This is a genomic window from Rhodanobacter sp. LX-99, from assembly GCF_018599185.1.
In the GTDB taxonomy this organism is placed as follows: Bacteria; Pseudomonadota; Gammaproteobacteria; order Xanthomonadales; family Rhodanobacteraceae; genus Rhodanobacter.
Genome location: NZ_JAHFVL010000002.1, coordinates 474,667 through 500,922, shown reverse-complemented (window position 1 = coordinate 500,922; position 26,256 = coordinate 474,667). Strand labels below are relative to the sequence as shown.

26 protein-coding genes are annotated in these 26,256 nt (G+C 68.4%); 6 read left to right on the top strand and 20 right to left on the bottom strand.

Annotation, left to right across the window (positions count from 1 at the left end):
• Positions 1–48: 48 nt before the first annotated feature.
• On the top strand, positions 49–1,338 hold the full coding sequence (locus KK131_RS13040) for an ectonucleotide pyrophosphatase/phosphodiesterase (protein WP_214557148.1): 1,290 nt from the start codon (positions 49–51) through the stop codon (positions 1,336–1,338).
• A gap of 73 nt (positions 1,339–1,411) precedes the next feature.
• On the opposite strand, the gene KK131_RS13035 is transcribed toward KK131_RS13040, so the two are convergent.
• The 5 genes from KK131_RS13035 to KK131_RS13015 all read right to left on the bottom strand — a co-directional run bounded on the left by KK131_RS13035 (position 1,412) and on the right by KK131_RS13015 (position 6,346).
• Positions 1,412–2,659: an MFS transporter gene (locus tag KK131_RS13035; RefSeq protein WP_214557147.1), complete on the bottom strand. Its 1,248-nt coding sequence runs from the start codon at positions 2,657–2,659 to the stop codon at positions 1,412–1,414.
• An 81-nt stretch (positions 2,660–2,740) separates the two neighbouring features.
• Positions 2,741–3,286, bottom strand: coding sequence for a hypothetical protein (locus KK131_RS13030; protein ID WP_250887254.1), 546 nt, complete (start codon positions 3,284–3,286; stop codon positions 2,741–2,743).
• Positions 3,287–3,306: 20 nt separating this feature from the next.
• The gene (locus KK131_RS13025; RefSeq protein ID WP_214557146.1) at positions 3,307–4,308 is read right to left on the bottom strand and encodes a multidrug resistance efflux transporter family protein; all 1,002 of its coding nucleotides are present in this window, start codon (positions 4,306–4,308) and stop codon (positions 3,307–3,309) included.
• Positions 4,309–4,457: 149 nt separating this feature from the next.
• A complete protein-coding gene (locus KK131_RS13020) occupies positions 4,458–4,862 on the bottom strand; it encodes a DoxX family protein (RefSeq protein WP_214557145.1) in 405 nt (134 codons plus the stop codon).
• Between the two features lie 113 nt (positions 4,863–4,975).
• Positions 4,976–6,346 carry a formimidoylglutamate deiminase gene (locus tag KK131_RS13015; protein ID WP_214557144.1) on the bottom strand — a complete coding sequence of 457 codons (1,371 nt, stop codon included), beginning with the start codon at positions 6,344–6,346 and terminating at the stop codon, positions 4,976–4,978.
• A 92-nt stretch (positions 6,347–6,438) separates the two neighbouring features.
• On the opposite strand from KK131_RS13015, the gene KK131_RS13010 reads away from it, so the two are divergent.
• Positions 6,439–7,998, top strand: coding sequence for a bifunctional GNAT family N-acetyltransferase/carbon-nitrogen hydrolase family protein (locus KK131_RS13010; protein ID WP_214557143.1), 1,560 nt, complete (start codon positions 6,439–6,441; stop codon positions 7,996–7,998).
• 23 nt (positions 7,999–8,021) lie between these two features.
• Here KK131_RS13010 and KK131_RS13005 read toward each other — a convergent pair whose 3' ends face one another.
• Positions 8,022–8,504 (bottom strand): GNAT family N-acetyltransferase, encoded by a 483-nt coding sequence (locus KK131_RS13005; RefSeq protein WP_250887253.1) that lies wholly within the window; start codon positions 8,502–8,504, stop codon positions 8,022–8,024.
• A 219-nt stretch (positions 8,505–8,723) separates the two neighbouring features.
• Here KK131_RS13005 and KK131_RS13000 point away from each other — a divergent pair, with 219 nt between their 5' ends.
• Both KK131_RS13000 and hutI read left to right on the top strand, forming a co-directional pair.
• Positions 8,724–10,178, top strand: a complete 1,455-nt coding sequence (locus tag KK131_RS13000; protein WP_214557141.1) for a chloride channel protein — start codon at positions 8,724–8,726, stop codon at positions 10,176–10,178.
• 13 nt (positions 10,179–10,191) lie between these two features.
• On the top strand, positions 10,192–11,454 hold the full coding sequence (hutI, locus tag KK131_RS12995; protein ID WP_214557140.1) for an imidazolonepropionase: 1,263 nt from the start codon (positions 10,192–10,194) through the stop codon (positions 11,452–11,454).
• Here the strand turns inward: hutI and lpxK are convergent.
• From lpxK to KK131_RS12925, 14 genes are all read right to left on the bottom strand, one after another.
• Positions 11,391–12,392 (bottom strand): tetraacyldisaccharide 4'-kinase, encoded by a 1,002-nt coding sequence (gene lpxK / locus KK131_RS12990; RefSeq protein ID WP_214557139.1) that lies wholly within the window; start codon positions 12,390–12,392, stop codon positions 11,391–11,393. The genes hutI and lpxK overlap by 64 nt on opposite strands.
• 9 nt (positions 12,393–12,401) lie before the next feature.
• On the bottom strand, positions 12,402–14,186 hold the full coding sequence (gene msbA, locus KK131_RS12985; protein WP_214557138.1) for a lipid A export permease/ATP-binding protein MsbA: 1,785 nt from the start codon (positions 14,184–14,186) through the stop codon (positions 12,402–12,404).
• Complete coding sequence (locus KK131_RS12980) at positions 14,183–14,614, bottom strand: biopolymer transporter ExbD (RefSeq protein WP_214557137.1); 432 nt, start codon at positions 14,612–14,614, stop codon at positions 14,183–14,185. The genes msbA and KK131_RS12980 overlap by 4 nt, the downstream gene beginning before the upstream one ends.
• A gap of 9 nt (positions 14,615–14,623) precedes the next feature.
• Positions 14,624–15,277 carry a MotA/TolQ/ExbB proton channel family protein gene (locus KK131_RS12975; protein WP_250887252.1) on the bottom strand — a complete coding sequence of 218 codons (654 nt, stop codon included), beginning with the start codon at positions 15,275–15,277 and terminating at the stop codon, positions 14,624–14,626.
• 110 nt (positions 15,278–15,387) lie between these two features.
• Positions 15,388–17,688, bottom strand: coding sequence for a DNA internalization-related competence protein ComEC/Rec2 (locus KK131_RS12970; protein ID WP_214557135.1), 2,301 nt, complete (start codon positions 17,686–17,688; stop codon positions 15,388–15,390).
• 139 nt (positions 17,689–17,827) lie between these two features.
• On the bottom strand, positions 17,828–18,526 hold the full coding sequence (gene lolD, locus KK131_RS12965; RefSeq protein WP_214557134.1) for a lipoprotein-releasing ABC transporter ATP-binding protein LolD: 699 nt from the start codon (positions 18,524–18,526) through the stop codon (positions 17,828–17,830).
• Between the two features lie 7 nt (positions 18,527–18,533).
• A complete protein-coding gene (locus tag KK131_RS12960; RefSeq protein WP_214557133.1) occupies positions 18,534–19,775 on the bottom strand; it encodes a lipoprotein-releasing ABC transporter permease subunit in 1,242 nt (413 codons plus the stop codon).
• Between the two features lie 98 nt (positions 19,776–19,873).
• A complete protein-coding gene (locus tag KK131_RS12955) occupies positions 19,874–20,311 on the bottom strand; it encodes a protein YgfX (protein WP_214557132.1) in 438 nt (145 codons plus the stop codon).
• Positions 20,283–20,531, bottom strand: coding sequence for a succinate dehydrogenase assembly factor 2 (locus KK131_RS12950; RefSeq protein ID WP_214557131.1), 249 nt, complete (start codon positions 20,529–20,531; stop codon positions 20,283–20,285). The genes KK131_RS12955 and KK131_RS12950 overlap by 29 nt, the downstream gene beginning before the upstream one ends.
• Positions 20,532–20,634: 103 nt before the next feature.
• Positions 20,635–21,417 carry a succinate dehydrogenase iron-sulfur subunit gene (locus tag KK131_RS12945; RefSeq protein WP_214557130.1) on the bottom strand — a complete coding sequence of 261 codons (783 nt, stop codon included), beginning with the start codon at positions 21,415–21,417 and terminating at the stop codon, positions 20,635–20,637.
• Between the two features lie 84 nt (positions 21,418–21,501).
• Positions 21,502–23,289: a succinate dehydrogenase flavoprotein subunit gene (gene sdhA / locus KK131_RS12940; RefSeq protein ID WP_214557129.1), complete on the bottom strand. Its 1,788-nt coding sequence runs from the start codon at positions 23,287–23,289 to the stop codon at positions 21,502–21,504.
• Positions 23,290–23,311: 22 nt separating this feature from the next.
• A complete protein-coding gene (sdhD, locus tag KK131_RS12935; RefSeq protein WP_214557128.1) occupies positions 23,312–23,716 on the bottom strand; it encodes a succinate dehydrogenase, hydrophobic membrane anchor protein in 405 nt (134 codons plus the stop codon).
• The gene (gene sdhC, locus KK131_RS12930; protein ID WP_214557127.1) at positions 23,713–24,108 is read right to left on the bottom strand and encodes a succinate dehydrogenase, cytochrome b556 subunit; all 396 of its coding nucleotides are present in this window, start codon (positions 24,106–24,108) and stop codon (positions 23,713–23,715) included. The genes sdhD and sdhC overlap by 4 nt, the downstream gene beginning before the upstream one ends.
• An 87-nt stretch (positions 24,109–24,195) precedes the next feature.
• A complete protein-coding gene (locus tag KK131_RS12925) occupies positions 24,196–24,363 on the bottom strand; it encodes a DUF1674 domain-containing protein (protein ID WP_214557390.1) in 168 nt (55 codons plus the stop codon).
• 160 nt (positions 24,364–24,523) lie between these two features.
• Here KK131_RS12925 and KK131_RS12920 point away from each other — a divergent pair, with 160 nt between their 5' ends.
• Together KK131_RS12920 and KK131_RS12915 are read left to right on the top strand one after the other, a co-directional pair.
• The gene (locus tag KK131_RS12920; protein ID WP_250887251.1) at positions 24,524–25,297 is read left to right on the top strand and encodes a folate-binding protein; all 774 of its coding nucleotides are present in this window, start codon (positions 24,524–24,526) and stop codon (positions 25,295–25,297) included.
• Positions 25,298–25,774: 477 nt separating this feature from the next.
• Entirely contained in the window at positions 25,775–26,209 is a 435-nt protein-coding gene (locus KK131_RS12915) for a cell wall hydrolase (protein WP_250887250.1), read from the top strand.
• The last annotated feature ends 47 nt before the right edge of the window (positions 26,210–26,256 follow it).

Below are 26,256 nucleotides of genomic sequence, written 5' to 3'. Positions count from 1 at the left end.
GTGCGCGATCATGCGGGGATGGTTTGAATACATCGTAAGGTTCCCTGCATGAAAATCCTGTTTCGCGTGCTGCTGTGTTCACTGGCAGCATTCAGCTTCGGCTGTGCCACGCAACGCCCGGCCACGCCCGCAACCGCCGTCGCGGCGCAGGCCGGCAAACCCGTTCCCCTGCTGCTGGTCTCGATCGACGGCTACCGCCACGACTACATGCAGCGCGGGCTCAGCCCGACCCTCGCGATGCTGGCGCAAGGCGGCGTACAAGCCGCGTCGATGCAGCCGGCGTTCCCGTCGCTGACGTTCCCGAACCACTACACGATCGTCACCGGCCTCACCCCGGACCATCACGGCGTGGTCAACAACACGATGTTCGATCCGCAGCTGGGCAAGTTCTCGCTGGGCAGCCGCCGCGCGGTCGGCGACGGCCGCTGGTGGGCCGAGGGCACGCCGATCTGGGAGACCGCCGACCAGCACGGCCTGCGCACCGCCACGATGTTCTGGCCCGGCTCGGAGGCGGACATCCACGGCCATCGGCCGGATTACTGGAAACCGTTCGACGGCACCGTGACGCCCGCGCAGCGGGTCGATCAGGTGCTGGCCTGGCTGGACCTTCCGGTTGCCGAACGGCCTGCCTTCCTTACCCTGTACTTCGACGAAGTCGATCACGCCGGTCACGTGCATGGCCCGGACTCGCCGCAGGTCAACGACGCGCTGCGCGAGACCGACGCAGCGCTGGCGCGGCTGGTCGACGGGCTGAAGCAGCGTGGCCTGTTCGAGCGGATCAACCTGATCGTGCTGTCCGACCACGGCATGGCCAGCGTGCCGGAGGCGAACAGCGTGATGATCGACAAGCTGGTTCCGCTCGACCGGGTGCACATGGTCAGCATGGGCATCCTGGCCGGCTTCAACTCGAAGTCGGACAGCGCCGAGGCGCGCGCCGATTTCGCGAAGGTCGAACAGACCCTGGAGCAGCCGCACCCGCACATGCAGTGCTGGGACAAGACCCGCGTGCCGGCACGGCTGGCCTATGGCAGCAACCCGCGCGTGCCGCAGCTGCTGTGCCTGGCGAACGTGCACTGGCGCATCACCACCAGCGACTACGCGGCGAAGCGCAAGGGCCGGCTGAGCGTGGGCGAGCACGGCTTCGACAATGCCGAGCCGCTGATGCAGGCGATCTTCGTGGCGCACGGCCCGGCGTTCCGCGTCGGCGCGAAGGTGCCGGCGTTCCCGAACGTGGACGTCTACCCGCTGATGACCCACCTGCTCGGCATACCCGCCGCCGCGAACGACGGCGACTACGAGGCGGTGAAGGGGATGCTCAGAGCCGAGATTGGGGATTAGGGATTAGGGATTAGGGATTCGGTAGAGCAGCATGTCGCTGGCTTTCGCCTTTCCGAATCCCGAATCCCGGCCCTCAAGGCATCGCGCCCCGGCTCATCGGCGCCGGCGGCGTCGCCACGTTGACCAGTGGCGGCAGGCGGAACAGCCGCAGCGCGATCAGCAGGCCGGCCAGCACCAGCACGCCGACGAACAGCGCCACGCCGTTCCAGCCGTGCGACGCGTAGAACAGCCCGCCGCTGGCGCCGGCGATGCTCGATCCCATGTAGTAGCAGAACAGGTACACCGACGAGGCCTGCGCCTTCGCCGCGCCGGCGCGCCGGCCGACCCAGCTGCTGACGATGGAGTGGCCGCCGAAGAAGCCGAACGTCACCGCCACGATACCCAGGATGATCAGCGGCAGCGGCTGCAGCATGGTCAGCGCCACGCCGGCCAGCATCAGCGCGAACGCCGTCCACAGCACCTTGCGCCGCCCGAGCCTGCCGGCCAGGTGGCCCATCCACGCCGAGCTGAACGTGCCGACCAGGTAGATGCCGAAGATCAGTCCGACCGCCGCCTGGCTCAGGCTGTACGGCGGCGCCAGCAGCCGGTACCCGAGGTAGTTGTAGACGGTGACGAACGCGCCGAGCAACAGGAAACCCTCGACGAACAGCCACGGCAATCCGCGGTCATGGAAGATGCCGTTGAAGCGTCCCAGCACCGTGCGCCAGCGCAACGGCTGCGCCACGAAATGCCGCGACGGCGGCAGCGCGCGCCAGAAGATCAGCGCCGCCAGCACGCCGATCGCGCCGACCACCGCCACGCCGATGCGCCAGCCGAAGAAGTCGGCCAGCACCCCGGTGATCAGCCGCCCGCCCATGCCGCCGACCGCGCTGCCGCTGATGTACAGGCCCATGCCCAGGCCGATCGACTCGACGTGCATTTCCTCGCTGAGGTACGTCATCGCCACCGCCGGCAGGCCGCTCAGGGTGAGCCCCAGCAACGTGCGCACCAGCAGCAGCGCGGTCCAGTCCGGCATCACGGCGGTGACCAGTACCAGCACGGCCGACGACAGCAGCGACACCACCATCACCGACTTGCGCCCCCAGGCATCCGACAGCGCTCCGGCAAACAGCATCGCGAACGCCAGCACGCCGGTGGTCAGCGACAGCGACAGCGCCGCGCCCGCCTCGCTCACCCCGTAGTCGCGGCTGAACTCCGGCATCAGCGGCTGCACGCAGTACAGCAGGCCGAAGGTGGCAAAGCCGGCTGCAAACAATGCCAGGTTGGTGCGCCGGAACGCGGGCGTGCCATGGTGGACGGGCCCATCTTCAGGATCGATCATCGGCTCGCATTTCAATTCAAGGGGCGAGGCTCACCCGTCCGCGCCGAGTGTAGCTCGCGTCGAAATCCGTGATCTGCCCGCTCAGAGCCCGCCCCGGACTTGATCCGGGGGCGAACGAGGCCCCGTACCGCGGGCGAAGAACGACACGATCAGGCCGAACAGCAGCATCGCCAGCAGGTTCTCGACGAGGGAGAGCGCGGTGAAATGCGGCTTCGCGGCCGCCGACAACGGCACCACCACGTACTCCATCACCACGAACACCACCACGCCGTAAAGCAGGCCGGCAGCGATCCAGCGCCGGCCCAACCAGGACATCCGCCCGGCGGCGAACACGAAGATCGCCGCGATCAGCAGCGACATCGCCCACTGCAGCCCCAGCCCCAGCGCCGCGACCGGCAAGCCGCCCTGGAACGCGGCCCGGCCGAGCAGGCCGCTGGCGATCGCACGCATGATGATCAGCGGATCGAGCCAGTTGATCAGCGCGGCGGCAAGAACGTCGAGCGAACCGGCGACAAAGCCGCCATAAAGAACGGCGACCCATGAAGGAGCACGGATGCTTGTCGGCATGGGCTTCTCTGCAGGCCATTCGGAATGCTCCGGAATACGCCGCCGCAACCGTGCCCGCATGTGCCGGCAGTCATGCGCCCTCAGGCGCTGCGGTCGCCGCGTAGCGCGCGCACTTCCTCGTCATGCCCTGCCGCACCGCGCCCGCTGACCCAGCCGAACAACGCGATGCCGACGACGATCGCCAGCGCGCCGAACAGGGCGTAGCCATGCGGCCACGCCTCGCCGAGAAACAGCACGCCGAGCAGCGTGGCGAACAGCAGCTCCGCCGCCTGCATCGCCTCCACCGCGGCCAGCGCGGTCGGCTCGCTGCGCACCATGTCGGTGGCGCGGAAGAACATCACCGTGGCGATGGTGCCGGAGGACAGCGCCACGCCACCGGCCAGCAGCGCCTCGCGCCACGTCGGCGGACCGACCGTGAACCACGCGGCCACGGCGAACAGCAGCCACAGCGGCCAGCTGCACAGCGTCATGCCGAACACCCGCTGCACCGCGTTGAGCCGGCTGCCGCCCGGCTCCGCCTGGGCATGCTCCAGGTGCAGCAGCAGCTTGCGGTTGCCCAGCGGATAGGCGAACGCGGACAGCACCACCGCGCCGATCGCGAGCCAGTCGCCGGCATGCAGCCGGCCTTGCGCATGGCCCCATTGCAGCGCGAACACGCCGGCCACGATCAGCGCGCCGAGCGCCAGTGTGCGCCAGGCCAGCCGGCGCCGTTCGTCGCGATAGATCAGCGGCGCCAGCAGCGGCCCGGCCAGCACGGTGGTCTGGAAGCTGCCGGCGATCAGCCACGACGGTCCGCTGCTGGCCGCCCAGGTCAGCGGCACGCCGAACAGCACGAAACCCACGCTGCTCCACAGCAGCCACGGCCGGGCATGCCGGCGCAGTTCGCGCGGCAACTCGCCCAGCCCGCCCTGCAGCGGCAGCACCACGGCGAGCATCGGCAGGGTCAGCAGGTAACGCAGGATCACCGCCCACGCCCAATGTCCACCGCCGGCGACAAGGCTGCGGTTGAGCACGTAGGTGAGCGTGAAGAACAGCGCCGAGCACAACGCCAGTCCCACCGCGGCAAGAGCGTTCGAGCGCATCGCGACCCATCGGCGAAAGCGTCGAGTGTGGCAAATCGCACCGCGCTTGCGAAGCGGGCAAGGGTCCGACAACCGCAACCGCTGCCTGGAACGCCAGCCATCGCCGGCTGGCGTTCCAGGCGTTCAAGCGAGTCTGGCGGGAAGCCTGCTCAGTTCCAGCGGCCGTGGCTGCCGCCCAGGCTGTAGCGGCCGGCGCCGAGCAGCATGATGGCCAGCGCGGTGCCGAGGAACATCCCCTGCAGTTCCAGCGCCCAGCCGCCGGTATCGGCCAGCGTGGCGAACTGGCTCAGGTGCACCAGCCCGATCGCCACCAGCATATTGATCACGATGATCAGCGCACCCACCCGCGTCCAGTAACCGAGCAGCAGCAGGAGCGGCGCGATCACCTCGCCCACATACACCCCGTAGGCCAGGAACGACGGCAGGCCCGCCGCGGTCACCACGCTGACGATGTAGCCCGGCCCATGGATCAGCTTGGACACGCCATGGAACAGGATCAACACACCCAGCACGACGCGAAGCACCAGCTTGCCCAGATCGGTGGAACCTTGCATGGGAACTCTCCTGGCAGGGATCGAGGAATACCGTCGACAATGACGGCGCGTACTGCCAGCGCAATCTAGCCCAATCGTGTGCGTCCGGACATAGGCCCGATTCCGGGGCCGGATCAGCTACCGGCCAACCGCGCCACCACGCGGCGATAGCGCGCCGCGATACGCTCCTCGTCGCGATGATGGAAGCCGCGCACCTGCCAGCTGCCGCCGACCATCACGTCGCGCACCAGCGGCGTGTTGCCGGCGAACAGGAAGCTGTCCAGCACCGAACGCGCATCGCGGGCGGCGAGCAGCGGGGAGTTGTCGTCCAGCACGACCAGGTCGGCCCGCGCGCCGTCGCGCAGCTCGCCGATCGGCTGCCCCGATGCCTGGGCACCACCGCGCAAGGCAGCGCGCCACAGCGTCTCGCCCACGCTGTCGCCCTCATGCCGTGCGGCGATGTTGCGGTGGCGGGTCGAAAGGCGTTGGCCGTATTCCAGCCAGCGCAGTTCTTCCACCGGCGAGATCGAGATGTGCGAGTCCGAGCCGATGCCGAGCGCGCCGCCGGCGTCCAGGTATTCGGCCAGCGGGAACAGGCCGTCGCCCAGGTTCGCCTCGGTGGTGGGACACAGCCCGGCCACGGCACCGCTGCGCGCGAGCTGGGTGGTCTCCGCCGCGGTGAGGTGGGTGGCGTGGACCAGGCACCAGCGGGCATCGACCCCGGCATGGTCGAACAGCCACTCCACCGGCCGTGCGCCGCGGGTGGCCAGGCAGTCCTGCACTTCGCCGATCTGCTCGGCGATGTGGATGTGGATCGGGCCGCTGCCCGCCAGCGGATGGCCCAGCACCTCGCGCAGCGCCGGTTCCGGCACCGCGCGCAGCGAATGCAGGGCGATGCCGACGCACACGCCGTCGCTCTCCTGCCGGCGCAGCGTTTCCAGCAGGCGCAGCCAGGCCTCGACGGAGTGGCCGAAGCGGCGTTGCCGCGCGCTGAGCGCACGGCCGTCGAAACCGCCGCTGATGTACAGCACCGGCAGCAGGGTCAGGCCGATGCCGGCCTCGCGCGCGGCCTCGACGAGCGCCAGCGACATCGCCTCCGGCTGCGCGTACGGCGTGCCGTCCGGCTGATGGTGCAGATAGTGGAATTCGCAGACATGGGTGTAGCCGGCCTTGAGCATCTCGACGTAGAGCTGGGCGGCGATCGCCTGCAGCTCGTCCGGGCCGATCGTGGCGGCGAACGCGTACATCGTCTCGCGCCAGCTCCAGAAGCTGTCGTCGGCCCTGCCCTTGCGCTCCGCCAGGCCGGCCATCGCGCGCTGGAACGCATGCGAATGCAGGTTCGGCATGCCCGGCAGTACCCAGTTGCCGATCATCTCGCCGCCGCGATCGGCCGGCTCGCGCAAGCGGCCGTCGGCGCCAACAGCCAGCGCTGCGTCGGCGTGCCAGCCATCGGCGCGCCATAGCTGGCCTGCCCGAAATGGCCGAACGGCGGCGTGAATGCTCATGCAGGCGACTCCCATGGACGATGCCGCGCAGTGTAACGGGTGGATGAAAGCGCCTTCACTTTGGCGTGTTTCACGCCAGGCATAATGGACGGATGGCCAGGAAAACCCTCGAAAACACCCCGAAGCTGTTGTTGCGGCAGGCGGTGCTGGGCGACGTACCCCAGCTTGCCGACCTCACCGCCCGGATCTACTCGGACGAATGGGGCCATTCGGTGGAGATGCTGCGTTCGCAGCAGACGCACTTCCCCGAAGGCCAGTTCGTGGTCGAGTACGAAGGCGTGATCGTGGGCTACTGCGCCACGTTCCGCATCGACGAAGCCACCGCGCTGGCGCCGCACACCTGGATGCAGATCACCGGCGGCGGCATGGGCTCGCGGCACAAGCCGGACGGCAACTGGCTGTACGGCATGGAAGTGGTGGTGCATCCGGACTACCGCGGCATGCGCATCGGCCAACGGCTGTACCAGGCGCGCAAGCGGCTGTGCATGGACCTGAAGCTGCGCGGCATCGTGTTCGGCGGACGCATGCCCGGCCTGGCGAAGAACCTCGCGCGCTACGGCAGCCCCGAGGCCTACGTGCAGGCGGTGGTGGAAGGCAAGCGGCGCGACCCCACGCTGAGCTTCCAGCTGTCGAACGGTTTCGAGGTGGTCGGCGTCCTGCGCGGCTACGTGCCGTCCGATCACGAGTCGCTCGGTTATGCGGTGCACCTGGTCTGGCGCAATCCGCAACTGCTCGACCAGCCGGACATCCCGCCGATCACCTCGGCGCGACTGCTGCCCGACTCGGTGCGGGTGGCCTCGGTGCAATACCAGCAGCGCCGGATCACCTCGTTCGAGGAGTTCGCCACCCAGGTCGAATACTTCACCGACATCGCCACCGACTACAGCGCGGACTTCGTCACCTTCCCCGAGCTGATCACGCTGCAGCTGCTGTCGATCGAGAACACCGAGCTGTCGCCGGTGGAGTCGATCCGCAAGCTCAGCCACTACACGCCGCAGGTGAAGGAGCTCTTCAGCCGGCTGGCGGTGCACTACAACATCAACATCATCGCCGGCACGCACCCCACCGAACAGGCCAACGGCGACATTCACAACGTCTGCTACGTGTGCCTGCGCGACGGCTCGATCCACGAGCGCGAGAAGCTGCACCCGACGCCGAGCGAGCGCAACGTGTGGAACATCAGCGGCGGCGACAGCGCGGCCACCGTGCTCACCGACTGCGGCCCGATCGGGGTGATGATCTGCTACGACGCGGAGTTTCCCGAAGTGGCGCGGCATCTGGTCGACCAGGGCGCGCTGATCCTGTTCGTGCCGTTCTGCACCGACGTGCGCGAAGGTTACCTGCGCGTGCGCTACTGCGCGCAGGCGCGGGCGATCGAGAACCAGTGCTACGTGGTGCTCTCGGGCAACGTGGGCAACCTGCCCGGCGTCAACAACTTCGACATCCAGTACGGCCAGAGCTGCATCCTCACCCCGAGCGACTTCGGCTTCGCCCGCGACGGCGTGGCGGCCGATTCGACCCCGAACATCGAGACCGTGCTGTTCGCCGACCTGCGCCTGGAAAGCCTGGCCCGCGCGCGCAACGCCGGCGCGGTGCAGAACCTCAAGGATCGCCGCTTCGACCTGTACGAGACGCGCTGGCGGCCGCGCTGACGGATGCCACCGTGAAGGCACGGTCAGGCGCCTGAAGGCCGATGGGAAACGGGGCGAGTCATGATGATGTCGCGCTGGGGATCGGTACCCAAAGGGAAGACATGGTCGCCAACCTCCACGAACCCGAATTTCTTGTAGAAGGCTATGGCTCTCGGATTCCGCTCCCACACGCCAAGCCAGGCCACGTCGGATTGCCGACCTTCCATTTCCCTGATGCAGGCTGCCATCAAGTCATGCGCAACACCCTTTCCGTGCCACGACTTCGCAACATAAAGCCGTTGAATTTCCCCCGGACTTTTCGCGGAGACGCAACCCGGCGCCCCGGACCAGCGAAGCTGCGCGAACGCCGTCAGATCCCCGCCTTCCTCGCAGAGCAGGGTGGCCATTGCGGCGTTTGAGATCTCCGCCAATTGAATGGCTTCGCCGTAACTGGTCCGGCAATGAAGATTCATGTCTTCCACGGCATTCATGCTCGCGAAGGTGTCGCGGAACGTTTCCTCGGCCAACGCGGCCAGCCTTTTCGCATCAGAAGGTCTCGCGTACCGAATGGATGGCATCGCCGGCTCCGAAATCGCCTGGCATCGCGTGCTTGCGCTGCAGCGCTCGCGGACACCGATGCAGGCTGCCGATGTTATCCGACCCTTTCGGGAGCGGCGATGCCCGCCACCGGAGCGCAACTCGTAAACGGGCCCTGCCGGCGTCGATGACTCTGCGATAATCGCGCCATGTCCGCGTCCCCCGAACCCGCGTCGAAGTCGACGAACCCGCGCCTGCAGGCGTTGCTCGGCCATGAGTTCTTTGCGCCGCATCACTGGAAGCGCCGGCTGGTGCTGTGGTCCGGCGCGGTGCTGGTGGCGCTGGCGGCGATCCTGTTCGCGAAGGCCAGCGTGTGGGCATACCGGCTGTTCCTGAGCCTCCTCGGCCACGGCAGCTGGATTCCGCTGATCCTCACCCCGATCGTGTTCGGCCTGCTCGCCTGGGTCACCGAAGGGCGCCTGCGCGCAACGCGCGGCAGCGGCATCCCGCAGGTGATCGGCACCCTGCATGTCGAGGACGAGGGCTTTCGCGCGCGCATGCTGTCGTTGCCGATTGCCGCCGGCAAGATGCTGCTGACCCTGATCTCGCTGGCGGTGGGCGCCTCGATCGGGCGCGAAGGTCCGACCGTGCACGTCGGCGCCGCCTTGTTCCATTCCATCGGCCGGCGTTTCGGCTTCAGCGACGCCAAGGCCGCCTCGCGCTTCATCCTGGCCGGCGGCGCGGCCGGCATTGCGGCGGCGTTCAACACGCCGCTGGCCGGCGTCGTGTTCGCGATCGAGGAACTGGCCGGCACCTTCGAACACCGCTTCAGCGGCCTGCTGCTGACCGCGGTGATCATCGGCGGCGTGGTCTCGCTGGGCATCATGGGCAACTACTCGTACTTCGGCGAAGTCGAGGCCAGCCTGCCGCTCGGCCATGCCTGGCTCGCCGTGCTGCTGACCGGCGTCATCTGCGGCCTGCTGGGCGGCCTGTTCGCGCGGCTGATCCTGCTCAGCCGGCGCGGCCCGCTGGCGCAGGTCGGCCGCCTGCGCGCGCGCTGGCCGGTGTGGTTCGCCGCGGGCTGCGGCCTGGCGCTGGCCCTGCTCGGCGCATGCACGCACAACAGCATCTACGGTACCGGCTACGACCAGGCCCGCGCGATCGTGCAGGGCGCGGCCAGCATGCCCGACCAGGGTTTCGGCATCGCCAAGCTGCTGGCCAACGTGGTCTCGTACTGGGCCGGCATCCCGGGTGGCATCTTCTCGCCGGCGCTGGCGGTCGGTGCCGGCCTGGGCCAGAACATCGCGCACCTCCTGCCGGGCGCGCCTGCCGGTGCGGTGGTGCTGCTGGGCATGAGCGCGTACCTGGCCGGCGTCACCGGCTCGCCGCTGACCTCGGCGGTGATCGCGATGGAACTGACCGCCAACCAGGGCATGGTGATCCCGATCATGGCCGCCTGCCTGCTCGCCCGCGCGGCGGCGTCGCTGTTCTGCCCCACCCCGGTGTATCGCGATTTCGCCGAGCGCATGGTGCGCGACTTCGATCGGCAACAGACTGCGCATACCGACCAGGCACCCGCGCAGCCGCTGCCCGCCGCCGGCGAAACCACGGCCTACACGGAGCCCGCTGCACCTGCGGACCCGCCGCACCCCAGCCAGCCATGACGGAGCGACAACCATGACCGAACCCCGCTGGGACCGCCTGCTGCTGAACGCCAACCTCGCCACGTTTGCCGGCGACGAGCCTTATGGCCTGATCGAGCACGGCGCGATCGCGCTGCACCATGGCCGCATCGCCTGGGTCGGTCGGCAGGACGACCTGCCGGACGCACCGGGCGCACTCGCCGTCACGGTGGAATCGCTGGATGGCGCCCTGGTCACGCCGGGGCTGGTCGACTGCCACACCCATCTGGTGTTCGGCGGCGACCGTGCCCACGAATTCGAGCTGCGCCTCAACGGCGCCAGCTACGAGGAGATCGCCCGCGCCGGCGGCGGCATCGTCTCCAGCGTCAATGCCACCCGCGCCGCCAGCGAGGAGCAGTTGCTCGCGCAATCGCTGCCGCGCGCCCGCGCGTTGCTGGCCGACGGCGTGACCACGCTGGAGATCAAGTCCGGCTACGGGCTGGACCTCGACAGCGAACGCCGCATGCTGCGCGTGGCGCGACGGCTCGGCCGCGAGCTGGGCATCAGCGTGCGCACCAGCTTCCTCGGCCTGCATGCGCTTTCGCCGGAATACCGGGACCGACGCGACGACTATGTGGTGCTGGTCTGCGACGAGATGCTGCCCGCGCTTGCCGCCGAAAAACTCGTCGATGCGGTCGATGCGTTCTGCGAAGGCATCGGCTTCAGCCGCGAGGAAACCCGCCGCGTGTTCGAACGCGCAAGACAGCTCGGCCTGCCGGTGAAGCTGCACGCCGAGCAGTTGTCCGATCTCGGCGGCGCCGCACTGGTCGCCGAGTACGGCGGCCTTTCCGCCGACCATCTGGAACACCTCGGCGAATCCGGCATCGCGGCGATGGCCGCCGCCGGCACTGTCGCGGTACTGCTGCCCGGTGCGTTCTACGCGCTGCGCGAGACGCAGCTGCCGCCGGTCGCGGCATTGCGCGAACACCACGTGCCGATCGCCATCGCCACCGACTGCAATCCCGGCACCTCGCCGCTGCTGTCGCTGCGGCTGGCCGCCGGCATGGCCTGCACCCTGTTCCGGCTGACGCCGGAGGAGGCGCTGCGCGGAGTTACCGTGAATGCCGCGCGTGCACTGGGCCTTGGCGACCGCGGCACGCTGGCGGTCGGCCAGCGCGCCGACCTGGTGGTGTGGAACGCGCGCCAGCCGGCCGAGCTGTGCTACTGGATCGGTGGCAGCCTGGCTCGCACGGTCTACGTGGCGGGCGAACTCGTTTCCCGGCGCAGGCCTTCCAGGCGCTCGACCAGCGCCCCGTAAAACGCTTGCGGCAGGTCCGCCTGCACCGGCACCCGCCACCATTGCGGCCGCGCGAAACGCCGGCATTTGACCGCGTCCTTGTCGGTCATCAGCAGCGGCAGGCCATCGGCGAAATCCAGGTCCGCCGGAACGAAACCGTGGTGGTCGGCGAAAGCATGCTCGATCACCTCGACGCCGGCGGCACGCAGGCTGTCGAAGAAACGCTGCGGGTTGCCGATCGCCGCCACCGCGTGGACGCGCCGGCCGCCGAAGCTGGCCAGCGCCTGCATGCGGCCGTCGTCCAGTGCGATCGCGTCGCCGCCGCGCAGCTGCATCGGGTATTCGCCTGCCTCGGCCACGCCGCCGTTGCAGACGCGCAGGTCGACGCGCTGCAGCCGGCCCAGCGGTTCGCGCAACGGCCCGGCCGGCAGCAGCCGGCGGTTGCCGAAGCGGCGCACGCCGTCGATCACGCAGATTTCCACGTCGCGTGCCAGGCGGTAGTGCTGCAGGCCGTCGTCGGCGATCAGCACGTCGCAGCCGGCGTCCAGCAGCAGTTGCGCCGCCGCCGGACGATCGCGCCCCACCGCCACCGGCACGCCGCTGGCGCGGATCAGGCAGGGTTCGTCGCCGACCTGCGCCGGGTCCGGCGCTTCGCCGAGCAACAGCGCTTCACGCTGGCTGCCGCCGTAGCCGCGGCTGACCACGCCGGGCCGGTAACCGCGCGCACGCAAGGCGGCGGCCACGGCGATCGTCAACGGCGTCTTGCCGGTGCCGCCGACACTGAGGTTGCCGATCACCACGACCGGCGCCGGCAGGCGCACGCTGCGCAGCCCGCCGATCCGGAACAGGCCGCGGCGCAGCCGGGTCGCGCCGCCGTACAGCGCCGCCAGCGGCGGCGCCCACCACGGAACCCGGCCGTTGCCGTACCAGGCTGATTCGAGCGTGTCGATCAGCGCCATGGACGATCCTCAGTCGCTGCCGGGGCCGGCGGCGTGGTCGTGGAACTGCATCCGGTGCAGCGCGGCGTACTGCCCGCCCAGCGCGATCAGTTCGGCGTGCGTGCCACGCTCGATGATGCGGCCCTGGTCCATCACGGCGATCTGCCCGGCACCCTCGACGGTGGACAGGCGATGGGCGATCACCAGGGTGGTGCGGTCGCGCATCAGGCGCTGCAGTGCCTGCTGGATCAGCTGCTCCGATTCGGTGTCGAGCGCGCTGGTCGCCTCGTCCAGCACCAGGATCGGCGCATTCTTGAGAATCGCGCGGGCGATCGCGATGCGCTGGCGCTGGCCGCCGGAAAGCGTGTTGCCGCTCTGCCCGATCGGCGTGTGGATGCCCTGCGGCAGGCGCGCGATGAATTCCATCGCGTTCGCCGCCTCGGCCGCGGCCACGATGTCCGCTTCGCTGGCACCGGCCAGTTCGCCGTAGGCGATGTTGTTGGCCACGGTGTCGTCGAACAGCACCACGCTTTGCCCGACCCAGGCGATCTGCCGGCGCAGCGAAGCCAGCGTGTAGTCTTCGTAATTCTCGCCGTCCAGCACGATGCGTCCGGCGCTGGGCGCATAGAAGCGCGGCAGCAGGCTGACCAGGCTGCTCTTGCCGCTGCCGGAGCGGCCGACCAGGGCGGTCACCGTGCCGGGGGCGCAATGCAGGTCCACGCCGCGCAGGGCCTCGAACTCGCCGCGCGGATAGGTCATGCGGATATTTTCGAAACGGATGTCGCCACGCGTCCGCACGATTTCCCGGTGGCCCGTATCGGTCTCCGGCGGCATGTCCATGACCTCGAACAGATCCTCCGCGGCGGACACGCCGCGCTGGATGTTCGCCTGCACGTTCGCAAGCCGTTTCAGCGACGGCATCAGCGCGCCCATCGCGGTCAGCACGGTGACGAACACGCCCGGCGAAATGTTGGTGATCACGTCCGGCCGTGTCGCCAGGAACACCAACACGGCCAGGGCCAGCGCGGCCACGGTCTGGATCGACGTGCTGGCGCTGGCGTTGGTGGCGGCGATCTTCAGGTTGAGCCGACGGGCGCGGTGGGTAACCTCGCTGAAGCGCGCGGCCTCGTGCTGCTGGCCGCCATAGATGCGCACTTCGCGGTGCGCATTGACCGATTCGTCCACCGCGCCGGTGATCGAGCCCATCATGCTCTGGATGCGCCGGCTGATCAGCCGGTAACGCCGGCTCACCAGGGTGGCGATCAGCCCGATCGCCGGCACCATCACCAGCAGCGCCAGCGAGAGGTAGGCGCTGTTGCTCAACATGACATACAGCATGCCGATCACGGTGACGCCTTCGGTCACCGCGATCTTCACCGCGTCGGTGGACGCCGAGGCCACTTGTTCGCTGGTGTAGGTGACGCGGGAAATCTGCTGGCCCGACGGCTCGTTGCCGAAGAATGCCGCCGGCAACCTCAGGTAGGCGGCGAAGACATCGGACTGGATCGACTGCACGACGTTGCGGCCGATGTAGGAAATGCCGTAGCTGCTGACGAAGGTGCCGACGCCGCGTACCGCGAAGATCCCCATGATCCAGATCGGCATCCAGAAGATCAGGTAGGCATCCTTCTTCGCGAACAGGTCATCGATCATCGGCTTCAGCTTCTGGGTGAAGGCCGCGAGCGCGCCGCCGTCCAGGACCATGCCGATCAGCGCAATCAGGCCCACCAGCCAGTAGCGCTTCGTATACCCCAGCAGCCGCTTGTAGACGCGCCAGGTCTGCACGTCCCATACGGCGATTTTCCTGCCGCTCATTTGCCTGCGCCCGGCTTGCTCGGCGTGGTGGCGATCGACAGCCGGGTGAAGCCGAGCTGGCCCAGCGCGTCCATCGCGGTGACCACGTTCTGGTTTGGCGTCATCGCGTCGGCGCGGATCGTCACCGGGCGCTCGCGGTCGTCGCCCGCATTGCGCGCGATGGTCTGCTTCAGCGCCTCGATGCCCTCGCCCATCACCTCGTCGCTGCCGACGTAGAAACGGCCGTCATGGTCGATCATCACGGTCAGCGCCGGGGCGTTCATGTCGCGGTCCTGCGTGCTCGCCTGCGGCAGGGTGATCTGCAGACGCGAGTGCTGGATGAACGTGCTGGTCAGCACGAAGAACATCAGCAGGGTCAGCAGCACGTCGATCAACGGGATCACGTTGATCTCGAAGTCGTCGCCGCGGCGGTCGTTGCCGATACGCATCGGTGCGCCTCAGCCTGCGCTCGGCGCGGTCGGTACCGGCGCGCGGCGCGGCCGTACGGGTGCCGCCACCGGAGCAGCGGCCAGGGTCAGGTCGTCGAGCAGCGCCGTCGCCTGCTTTTCCATCTCCACGCAGTAGCCGGCCACGCGCGAGCGGAAGTAGCGGTGCAGCACATACGCCGGGATGGCCACGGTCAGGCCCGCCGCGGTGCAGATCAGCGCCTCGCCGATGCCGCCGGCCATCTTCGCCGGATCGCCGATGCCGCCGGCCATCACTTCCATGAACATGCGGATCAGGCCGATCACGGTACCGAACAGGCCCAGCAACGGGCCGATCAGCGCGATCGTGCCCAGCGTGTTGAGGTAGCGTTCCATCCGGTGGATGACGTGCCGGCCAGTGTCCTCGATGCGCTCCTTGATCAGTTCGCGCGGCTGCCGGCGCACGGCCAGCGCGGCTGCCAGCAGCTCGCCCAGCGGCGAACCGCTGGCCAGCGTGTCGAGATGTTTCGGATCGAGCTGGCCGGAACGCGCCCACTGGCGCACTTCATCGCCCAGGCCCGGCGGCAGCACCGATTTGCGGCGCAGGGTCCAGCAGCGCTCCAGCACGATCGCCAAGGCCACCGCCGAACAGATCAGGATGGGCGCCAGCGCCCAACCGCCAGCCAACAGAATTTCCAGCACTTTTCGACCCCAACGCACGACCTGACAGGAAGCGCGCATGATAGCAGTCTCGCCCCGCTGTACTGCGGCATGCGTGGCATTCCCCGCCTGACCCGTCACTCACGCCAATAGCGCGCCTGCCGCCGGCGCCAGCCCGGTTCGCGCCGCGGCGGCGCATCGGCGGGGAAATCCAGCGGGATCGCGCCCTGCCGGGCCGTATCGAACACCGGCACGTGGGCAGCGGCGTAGCGCGCCAGCACCTCCGGCTTCGGGTGGCCGAAGCGGTTGCGCCAGCCCGCCGACACCACGGCCAACCGCGGCCGCACGGCGGCGATGAAGGCGGCGCTGGACGAGGTCTTGCTGCCGTGGTGCGGTACCAGCATGACCGGTGGCGGCCCGGGACCGAGCGCCGCCGCCACCTGCGGCTCCACCTTCGAACTGATGTCGCCGGTCAGCAGCAGACGCCCGCCGCGCCCCTCGACCAGCAGCACGCAGGAACTGTCGTTGTCGCGGTCGCCCGCACCACGGGCCGGGTTCAGCACGCGAAAACGCACGCCATCCCATTGCCACGCCTGCCCGGCCACGCATTGCTGCATCGGCACGCGCATCCGCGACGGCTCGCCGGCATAGCGCTGCGCCTGCGGGAAGGCGTCGGCGACCGCCTCGGCTCCGCCGGCATGGTCGTTGTCGCCATGGCTGATCATCAGCATGTCCAACCGACCGATGCCCAGCGCGTGAACCGACGGCAACACCACCGCCTCGCCCAGGTCGAAGCCGGACGGGTAACGCGCGCCTGCGTCATAGACCAGCACGTGATCACGGGTGCGCAGCAGCACCGACAAGCCCTGCCCCACGTCCAGCACCCACACCTGGAAGGCGCCCTCCGCCGGCCGCGGCAACGGCGGCCACAGCAGCGGCAGGAACAGCAGCAGGCCGAGCCCGCGCAGCGGCACGCCGCGCGGCAGGAACAGCCACAGCGCGCCGAGCACGGCCAGCAGCAGCGCATGCGCCTGCACCGCGGGCAGATACCAGTGCGCACCGGGCCACGTCGCCATCTGTTCCAGCAGCCACCATTGCGCATGCGCGGTCCGCGCGGCCAGCCACAGCACCGGCGCGGCCAGCGGCGGGCACAAACCCAGCAACAGCATGCCGAGCAAGGCGCACGGCACGATCATGAAGCTGACCACGGGCACCGCGATCAGGTTCGACAACGCGCCCACCAGCGAAGCCTGGCCGAAGAACCACAAGGTCAGCGGCAGCAGCGCCACCGTCATCACCAACTGGCCGGCCGACAGCTCGTGCAGGAACGCGCGCAGGCCGCGGCCGCGCGATTGCAGGCACAGCATCAGGAACGCCACGCCGACGAACGACAGCCAGAAACCTGCCGCCAGCACCGCCAGCGGATCGGCCAGCAGGATCGCGATCATCGCCAGCGCCAGCGAGTGCGCGCCGCTGCTGCCGCGACGGCTGCAGCGCGCCAGCGCCACCACCGCGATCATCAGCAGGGTGCGCACCGTGGGCAGGCCGAAGCCGGCCAGCGCGCTGTACGTCGCAGCCACCAGCAGCGCCGCCGCGGCCTGCGCCTGCGGCCGCGGCAAGCACAGCCCCAGCCGCGGCCACAACGCGTAGGCCAGCCACGCCAGCCACACGCCGAACACCGCCGCCACGCCGACGTGGAAGCCGGAGATCGCGATCAGGTGCGACACGCCGTTCGCGCGCGCCACCGCCCAGTCTCGCTGCTGCAGCCCGCGCGTGTCGCCGACCGTGAACGCCTGCAGCAGGGCCGCGTCATGCCGGTCGCGCACGCGCGCCGCGATGCCGCGGGCCACCGCGTCGCGCACTCCGTCGACGCACCAGCGCGCGCCGGCCAGCGGCGCGTTGTCGGGATCGTCGCGCACGTAGCCGGTGGCGACGATGCCGCGCTCCAGCGCCGAACGTTCGCTATCGGCACCGCCCGGATCGAGCAACCCTCGCGGCCGCTTCAACCGTAACGACAGGCGCCAGCGCGAACACGAGCGCAGCGGCGGCGCACCGTCGTACCAGGCCACCGTGACGCGACCGCGCAGCGCGACCGGCCGGCCGTCCAGCGTGGCTTGCTGCACCTGCAGCGTGAAGCGGCTGGCATCCGGGTGCGCCAGCGCCAGGTCGGCGATCGTGCCGACGACCACGAAATCGCGCCCTTCCAGCGCCCGCGGCAACCGCGCGTCCATCGCCACGCCGCCGCGCCACGCCGCCCACGCGATGCCGAACAGCAGCCAGGCCAGCCAGCGCCAGCGCGGACAACGCCAGGCCAGCAACGCGGCCGCCAGCAGCAACAGGGCCACGATCCAGTGCGGCGGCAACTGCGGCAACCACTGCACCAGCAGCACGCCGGCCAGCAAGGCCGACGCCGCCGTGATCGCCCCCAGTCGCGCCATGTCGTGCCTCATTCCATCCTGGAAGAGTCCGAGCCTAGCGTGATGGCTGCAGCGATGAAGACGAAAAGCGTGTAGGCGCCCGCCTGAAAGCACGGGGTCGTCTCTCTCCCCCGACGCTGCGGGGGAAGGAGCCAGAGCGTCAGGCTTTCGGGCTTTCCTGCAGCACGCCGTTGTGCAGCACCAGGGTGCGGTCCATCTTCGCCGCCAGGTGCGGATCGTGGGTGACCAGCACGAAGCTGGTGCCGATCTCGCGGTTGAGTTCCAGCATCAGCGCATAGACCTGCGCGGCATTGCCTTCGTCGAGGTTGCCGGTGGGCTCGTCGCCGAGCACGCAGGCCGGCTTGGTCACCAGCGCGCGCGCCACCGCGCAGCGCTGGCGTTCGCCGCCGGACAGCTCGGACGGCTTATGGTGCGTGCGCCCGCCCAGGCCGACCCGTTCCAGCAAGGCCATGGCCCGCTTCTGCGCCTCGGCGATCGCGGTGCCGCGGATCAGCAGCGGCATGCACACGTTCTCCAGCGCGGTGAACTCGGGCAGCAGGTGGTGGAACTGGTAGATGAAGCCGAGCGAGCGGTTGCGCACGCGGCCGCGCTCGGCGTCGGACAGCTTCGACAGCACGCGGCCATCGGCTTCCACTTCGCCGGCGGTCAGCGTGTCGAGCCCGCCGATGATGTGCAGCAAGGTGCTCTTGCCCGAGCCGGAGGCGCCGACGATCGCCATCGTCTCGCCGCGCTTCAGGGTGAAGCTGACGTCGCTCAGCACTTCGGTGCGCAGCCCGCCTTCGTCGTAGGTCTTGGCGACGTGGCTGGCACGCAGCACGTGTTCGGTCGTGGAATTCATGACGGCCTTATTCATAGCGCAGCGCCTGCGCCGGCTGCGTGCGCGAGGCGCGCCACGCGGGATAGAGGGTGGCCAGCAGCGAGAACGCGAAGGTCAGCAGCGCGGTCCAGCCCACGTCGTGCCAGTCCAGCCGGCTCGGCACCTCGCTGATGTAGTAGACGTCCGGCGACAGGAAGGTGACGTGGAAGGTGTGCTCGATCCACTTGATGATGCCGGGCAGCTTCCACGACAGCAGCGAGCCGAAGCCCACGCCGAAGCCGATGCCCACGAAGCCCACCAGCACGCCCTGCACCATGAACATGCCCATGATGCTGCGCGGGGTGGCGCCGAGCGTGCGCAGGATCGCGATGTCGGCCTGCTTGTCGGTGACCAGCATCATCAGCATCGAGATCAGGTTGATCACCGCGACCAGGATGATCAGCGACAGGATGATGAACATCACCATCTTCTCCATCGACAGCGCGGCGAACAGGTTCGCGTTGGTGTCCATCCAGGTCTGCACCCGGTAGACCTGGCCGAGCTGGTCGGCCAGTTCGCGCGCGACCGGACGGGCGTTGAACAGGTCGTCGAGCTTGAGGCGGATGCCGGTCGGGCCGCTCAAGTCGTTGAGTTTCTCGGCGTCGCTCATGTTGACCAGGGCCAGGCCGGAGTCGAACTGCTCCATGCCCAGCTCGAACGTACCCACCACGTGGAAGCTGCGCATCCGCGGCACGCTGCCCATCGGCGTGGCGCGCAGCTGCTGCACCGCCATGGTGACGCGGTCGCCGACCGTCACGCCGAGCGTCATCGCCAGCTCGCGGCCCAGCACGATGTTCCAGCTGCCCGGGGTCAGCTCGCTGAGCTTGCCTTCGAGCATGTGCTTGTCGATGTCGACGACCTTCGGTTCCTGCGCCGGCTCGACGCCGCGCACCAGCGCGCCGCTGGAGCGCCGCGCCAGCAGCATCGCCTCGCTCTCCACGTACGGCGCGGCGCCCAGCACGTGCGGGTTGGCCTCGGCGATCTGCAGCGCGCGCGGCCAGTCCTGCACGCTCTCGCCGATGCCGGATACGGTGGCGTGCGAGATCGCGCCGAGGATGCGCGAACGCATCTGGTAGTCGAAGCCGTTCATCACCGACATCACCGTGATCAGCGCGATCACGCTGATCGCGATGCACACGATCGAAACGGTGGAGATGAACGAGATGAACTGGTTGCGCCGCTTGGCGCGGGTGTAGCGCAAGCCGATGAAGAGTTCGAGCGGTCGAAACATGGGCGGGTCGCTTGTCGGGGATCGCAGGGCGGGCCGCCCGGTCGTCCATTATCAGGTATTCGCTCAGACCGCGCTGCGTCGGCGAAGTTGCCGGCCGGTCACAGGCGCGGCACGGCTTCGCCCGGCTGGATCGTGGCCAGGCGCATGCGCAGGCGCCGGCGGATGTCCGCGTCGCTGTTGTCCGGCCCCAGCAGCAGCACCTGCACGCCACGCTCCGCCGTCTGCAGGCGCAGCAGCACGAACGCGCCAAGCACCCGGAACGAGGCCAGCGTGGCCGGCACGTCCTCGTGGTCGGTCAGGCGCAGCGTCCAGGCATCGTCGGCGCTCCAGCCGGCTGCCGCGATCGGGTTCGTGGCCAGGCGGCGAAGCGCATGCCAGGTCGCCAGCGACACGGTTGTCACGAGCAGCAGCTTCAGCCACGCAGCCAGCGCACTCAGCGCCACGGCAAGCACGGCCAGGGCGGCGGCCACGATCAGCATTCGCCGCAACAACCGCGACGGCCGGTACTCAAAGCCGATGGCGGGCGCGGATGTCATCGACGATCGCCTGCCAGTCCGCCCGTTCCGGGCGCGCGTGGCCCATCACCCAGTCCCACAGGTCCGGGTCCTGCACGTCGAGCAGTTCGTCGAACGCCTGTTGCTGCGCTTCGTCCGCACCGGCAAAGCGCTCGTCCAGCCAGCCGCCGAACAAGGCGTCCAGTTCGCGGGTACCGCGGCGGGTGCGCCAGCGCAGGCGCTTGATGCGGGCTTCATCCATCACGGGACTCGGTCGTATCCATGAATGCGAAGTGTAGCCGTTGTGCCAGAACGCGACAGGCCGCACGCGGCGGCCTGTCGTGGTCGAACCATGCCCGGCACGGTCAGGCCGAACGCCGCTCCACCATCAGCTTCTTGATCTCGGCGATCGCCTTGGCCGGGTTGAGGCCCTTCGGGCAGGTGCGCGTGCAGTTCATGATGGTGTGGCAGCGGTACAGCTTGAACGGGTCTTCCAGGTCGTCCAGGCGCTCGCCGGTGGCTTCGTCGCGCGAGTCGACGATCCAGCGGTAGGCCTGCAGCAGGATCGCCGGGCCCAGGTACTTGTCGCCGTTCCACCAATAGCTGGGGCAGCTGGTCGAGCAGCACGCGCACAGGATGCATTCGTACAGGCCGTCGAGCTTCTTGCGTTCCTCCGGCGACTGCAGCCGCTCGCGATCCGGCGCCGGGCTCTGCGTGCGGATCCACGGCTTGATCGAGGCGAACTGCGCGTAGAAGTGGGTCAGGTCGGGAATCAGGTCTTTCACCACCGGCATGTGCGGCAGCGGGTAGATCTTCACGTCGCCCGAGGCGCACTCGCTGATGGCGCGGGTGCAGGCCAGCGTGTTGGTGCCGTCGATGTTCATCGCGCACGAGCCGCAGATGCCCTCGCGGCAGGAACGGCGCAGGGTCAGCGTGGGGTCGATCTCGTTCTTGATCTTCAGCAGCGCGTCCAGAACCATCGGACCGCACGCGGCCAGGTCGACCTCGTAGGTGTCGATGCGCGGGTTCTGCCCGTCATCCGGCGACCAGCGATAGATGCGGAAGGTGCGCGGCTTCTTCGCATCCTTGGCCGGATAGTGCTTGCCCGGCTGGATCTTTGAATTCTTCGGTAGCGAAAACTCTGCCATGTGCTGGACCCTTCGACTTTCTGCAGGAGGGCTTGCGCCCCGACCGTACGACCTGATGATGTGATGCCGCCTGCAAGCGCAGGCTCAGTAGACCCGCTTCGCCGGCGGCACGGCCTTGACCTCGTCGGTCATCGGATTCATGTGCACCGGGCGGAAATCGAAGCGCGACTTGCCCGCTTCGTCGACCCACACCAGGGTGTGCTTCATCCAGTTGACGTCGTCGCGCTCCGGGAAGTCCTCGCGCGCATGCGCACCGCGGCTTTCCGGGCGCTGCTCGGCCGAATGCATGGTAGCCACCGCCTGCGCCAGCAGGTTGGACAGCTCTAGCGTCTCGATCAGGTCGGAGTTCCACACCAGCGAACGGTCGCTGACGCCGACGTCCTGGAACATGTCGAACACCTCGGAGATCTTCTGCTTGCCCTCGGCCAGCGTCTCGCCGGTGCGGAACACCGCGGCATCCTTCTGCATCGTGCGCTGCATCGCCATGCGGATCTGCGCCGTCGGCGTGCCGCCCTTGGCATGGCGCAGCGCGTCGAAACGGGCCAGCGACTTGTCCAGCACGTTCGTCGGCAGGTCCTTGTGCGCCGCGCCCGGCTCGATCAGCTCGGCGCAGCGATGCGCCACCGCACGGCCGAACACCACCAGGTCGAGCAGCGAGTTCGAGCCCAGGCGGTTGCCGCCATGCACCGACACGCAGGCCGCCTCGCCGATCGCGAACAGGCCCGGCACGATCGCGTCGACGTCGTCGCCGCGCTTCTGCACCACTTCGCCGTGATAGTTGGTCGGGATGCCGCCCATGTTGTAGTGCACGGTCGGCAACACCGGGATCGGTTCCTTGGTCACGTCCACGCCGGCGAAGATGCGCGCCGACTCGGCGATGCCCGGCAGCCGTTCGTGGATGACCTCGGGACCGAGGTGCATCAGGTTGAGATGGATGTGGTCCTTGTGCTCGCCGACGCCGCGGCCTTCGCGGATCTCGATCGTCATGGCGCGGCTGACCACGTCGCGCGAAGCCAGGTCCTTCGCGCTGGGCGCGTAGCGCTCCATGAAGCGCTCGCCCGCGGAGTTGGTGAGGTAGCCGCCTTCGCCGCGCACGCCTTCGGTGATCAGGCAGCCGGCGCCGTAGATGCCGGTGGGGTGGAACTGCACGAACTCCATGTCCTGCAGCGCCAGGCCCGCGCGCAGCACCATGCCGCCGCCGTCGCCGGTGCAGGTATGCGCCGAGGTGGCGCTGAAGTAGGCGCGGCCGTAGCCGCCGGTGGCCAGCACCACGGCCTGGCCGCGGAAGAAGTGCAAGGTGCCCTCGTTCATGTCCAGCGCAAGCACGCCGCGGCAGACGCCTGCTTCGTCGAAGATCAGGTCGATCGCGAAGTATTCGATGAAGAACGTGGCGTCGTGCGCCAGCGCCTGCTGGTACAGCGTATGCAGGATCGCGTGGCCGGTGCGGTCGGCCGCGGCGCAGGTGCGCTGCGCGGTCCCCTTGCCGTAATGCGTGGTCATGCCGCCGAACGGGCGCTGGTAGATCTTCCCTTCGTCGGTGCGCGAGAACGGCACGCCGTAGTGCTCCAGCTCGATCACCGCCTCCGGCGCGTGCTTGCACATGTACTCGATCGCGTCCTGGTCGCCGAGCCAGTCGCCACCCTTGACGGTGTCGTAGAAGTGGAAGCGCCAGTCGTCTTCGCCCATGTTGCCGAGCGCGGCGGAGATGCCGCCCTGCGCCGCCACCGTATGCGAGCGGGTGGGGAAGACCTTGGTGATGCAGGCGGCCTTGAGGCCCTTCTCGGCCAGGCCGAACGTGGCGCGCAGGCCGGCGCCGCCGGCGCCCACCACGATCACGTCATACAGATGCTGCTGAACTTTGTAGCTTTCCATGAAATCGCGGCCTCGCGTCTTGTTATGGGGTCAGCGCAATGCGCAGCACGGCAAGCACGCCAGCCAGCGCGCCCAGCACCGCGAGGAACTTGATCGCGACCATCAGCACGACTTCCTTCCAGCGGGTATGCACGTAGTCCTCGATCACCACCTGCAGGCCAAGCACGGCATGCCAGAACATGGTGAGCACGAACGCGATCAGCAGCAGCGCGTTCCACGGCTTCGCCACGGCGGCGCGCGCGGTGGCGTAGTCGGCATGCAGCAGGCACAGCACGGTGACCACGAACCAGATGCCCAGCAGCACGAGTGCCGCCGCGGTCACCCGCTGGGTCCACCAGTGGCCCACGCCGGACTGCGACGAACCCAGGCCGCGGGCGGTCTTCAGCGGGTTGCGGCGGTCTTTCACGACAGCGTCCCTGGCGCTCATGCCGCACCTCCGGCCATCCATACATAAGCCCACACCAGCACCGTGAGCACGATGCTGCCGGCGACCGACAGCCAGCTGGAACGGATGAACTGGGGAATTTCGTAACCGAGGCCGGCATCCTGCACCAGGTGCCGGATGCCGTTGCACAGGTGATAGAACAGCGACCAGCTCCAGCCGAGCAGCAGGATCAGGCCCACCGGACTGCCGATGACGCCCTTGAAGTGGTTGAAGCTCTCCTCGCCCGCCGCCAGGTGCAGCAGGCCGCAAACCACCAACAAGGTGCCGACAGCCAGCGCGATGCCGGTGGCGCGGTGCGTGATGGAGGTCATCATCTGCACCTGCTTCCTGTAGATCTGCAGATGCGGGGAGAGCGGTCGTTGCGTGTCTGCCATGGCGGCTATCCTGTGTGGAATCGCTGATGTCCATGCCGCACCTTCCCCTGTCCCGGTACGCAACGGCGACACGCGCCGTGCGGTCGTTCAGAAGTCGATACAGCGCCCGTTCTTTTCCCAATCACCATAACGCGTGGGATCGGGGGCCGGCCGCTCCCCTGGTGCCTTGTCCGCTGCCGGGCCGACAGGCACGGCAGTCGTTTCCGTCGGAACGGAAGCAGGTGTGGACTCGGCTGGGAAGGAGGTATCGGACATGGTTTTTGTAAGCCGACAAAGGTTAATACTTGCGGCAATGCAGTACAACCATGCGCCATGCGCCAGCGAAGTCGCGACTGCCGTATCGCACTTGTACCCGGCGCCACCTGCCCCCAACTCTGCGTGACTCATGCCGACATACCATCCTGCCGAAACTCTGTTGATCGAAGGCCCCGACGCGACGACTTTCGCGCACGCGCAGTTCAGCAGCGCGGTCAGCTCGCTCGCCGTCGGCCAGTGGCAATTCAGCGCATGGCTCGACCCGCAAGGACGCGTGCGCGCGTTGTTCCACCTGGCCCGTCTCGCCGACGACCGCTATCTGGTGCTGCTGCGCGGCGGCGTCGCCGCCGCGACGGCCGATGCGCTGCGGCGCTTCGTGTTCCGTTCGAAAGTCAGCGTGGCCGCGCTGCCGCCGCGCACGCTCGCTACGGGTCCGTCACTGCCGCTGAACGCCATCATGGAGGACGGCGCAACGGTGTCGTTCGGCTGCGACACGCACAGCCTGCGCATCGCCGCTTCCGGAAACGGCGACGATGCATGGCGTTTGCCGCAGTTGCGCGCGGGCTGGCCGTGGCTGCCGACGCAACTGTTGAATGAACTGTTGCCGCCGGCACTGTCGCTGCAGCGACTGCACGCGGTCGCCGTCGACAAGGGCTGCTACCCCGGCCAGGAAATCGTCGCGCGACTGCATTTCCGCGGCGGACACAAACGACACCTGCATCGCGTCACTTTGTCGCAAGCAGCGAATGCCGGCGATGTGCTGCGCAGCGACGGACGCGAGATCGGTTGCGTACTCGAAGCCATCGCGGCGGACGACGGCATCGAGGCACTCGTCGTGTTGAGCGACGACGTTGCAGCGCAAGCCGGCGGCACGCATGTGCAAGCACTCGACGGCAACTTCGTGATGGAACTCGTCACGTCATGGCCGGCATGATCGATACGCGTCGCGACGAGGCAATTCGTTCGTCATGGCATCGTCAACGAATCGTGAGCGTCAGATAAACTTCGGCACCCCGGCACTTGCCAGCGGCAAATTCCGCCACTAGGCTCCGCCGATCGAATATCGCGACATCCGGAACACGGGGTGTCGATGTACGCGACGAACCGGAAGAATCCGAATCGGCGCGACCCGGCGGCAGCATCGCCGGATGGAACACCGCCTCGCAGCCAACGAGTGCGTAGTAGTCGAAGGCAACACGGCCGACGCGGCCGCGCAACGCCCGACAACAGCCAAATCCCCCGACCGGCCTGAACCGCCGTTCGACCCGCCACAATCCCGTGGCAAAGCGTCTTGGCCACAAGTTTCGGCCACGGCGATTGATCCAGGTGGAACGGCCTGCCCGCCCGTCCACCGCAACGGCGCATGAAGCTGCGGTCTGCTTTACGCGTACAGCACGTTGGAGGCAGAACCATGAAACTTTCCATGCTGTTGTGGCTGACGACACTGATGCCCCAGCCCGTTGCGGACCAGGCCTGCCTGGCCACCACCGTCTACCTCGAGGCGCGCAGCGAATCCACCAACGGCCAGCTTGCCGTGGCGGAAGTGGCCCTGCGCCGTCGCGATCGCGGCCGCTGGGGCGACACCGTATGCAAAGTGGTGACCTCGCCTCACCAGTTCGCGACGACGACCACGCCCGGCTCGTTCGAAATCACCAATCTGGAAGCCTTCAACAAGGCATGGCGGGTGGCCGGCATGTCGATCCAGAACTGGCAGCTCCCTGTCGCACAGCGCCGCATGCTGGTGCCGCGCGCCGACCATTTCGCCACGACGGCGATCTCCCCCGCATGGTCGCGAAACCGCCCCAGCGTGACGATCGGCGAACATGCGTTCTACGCGGTGAACTGATTCCGCGCATCGGCGATGAAATAAAAAAGGCCCTCTTACGAGGGCCT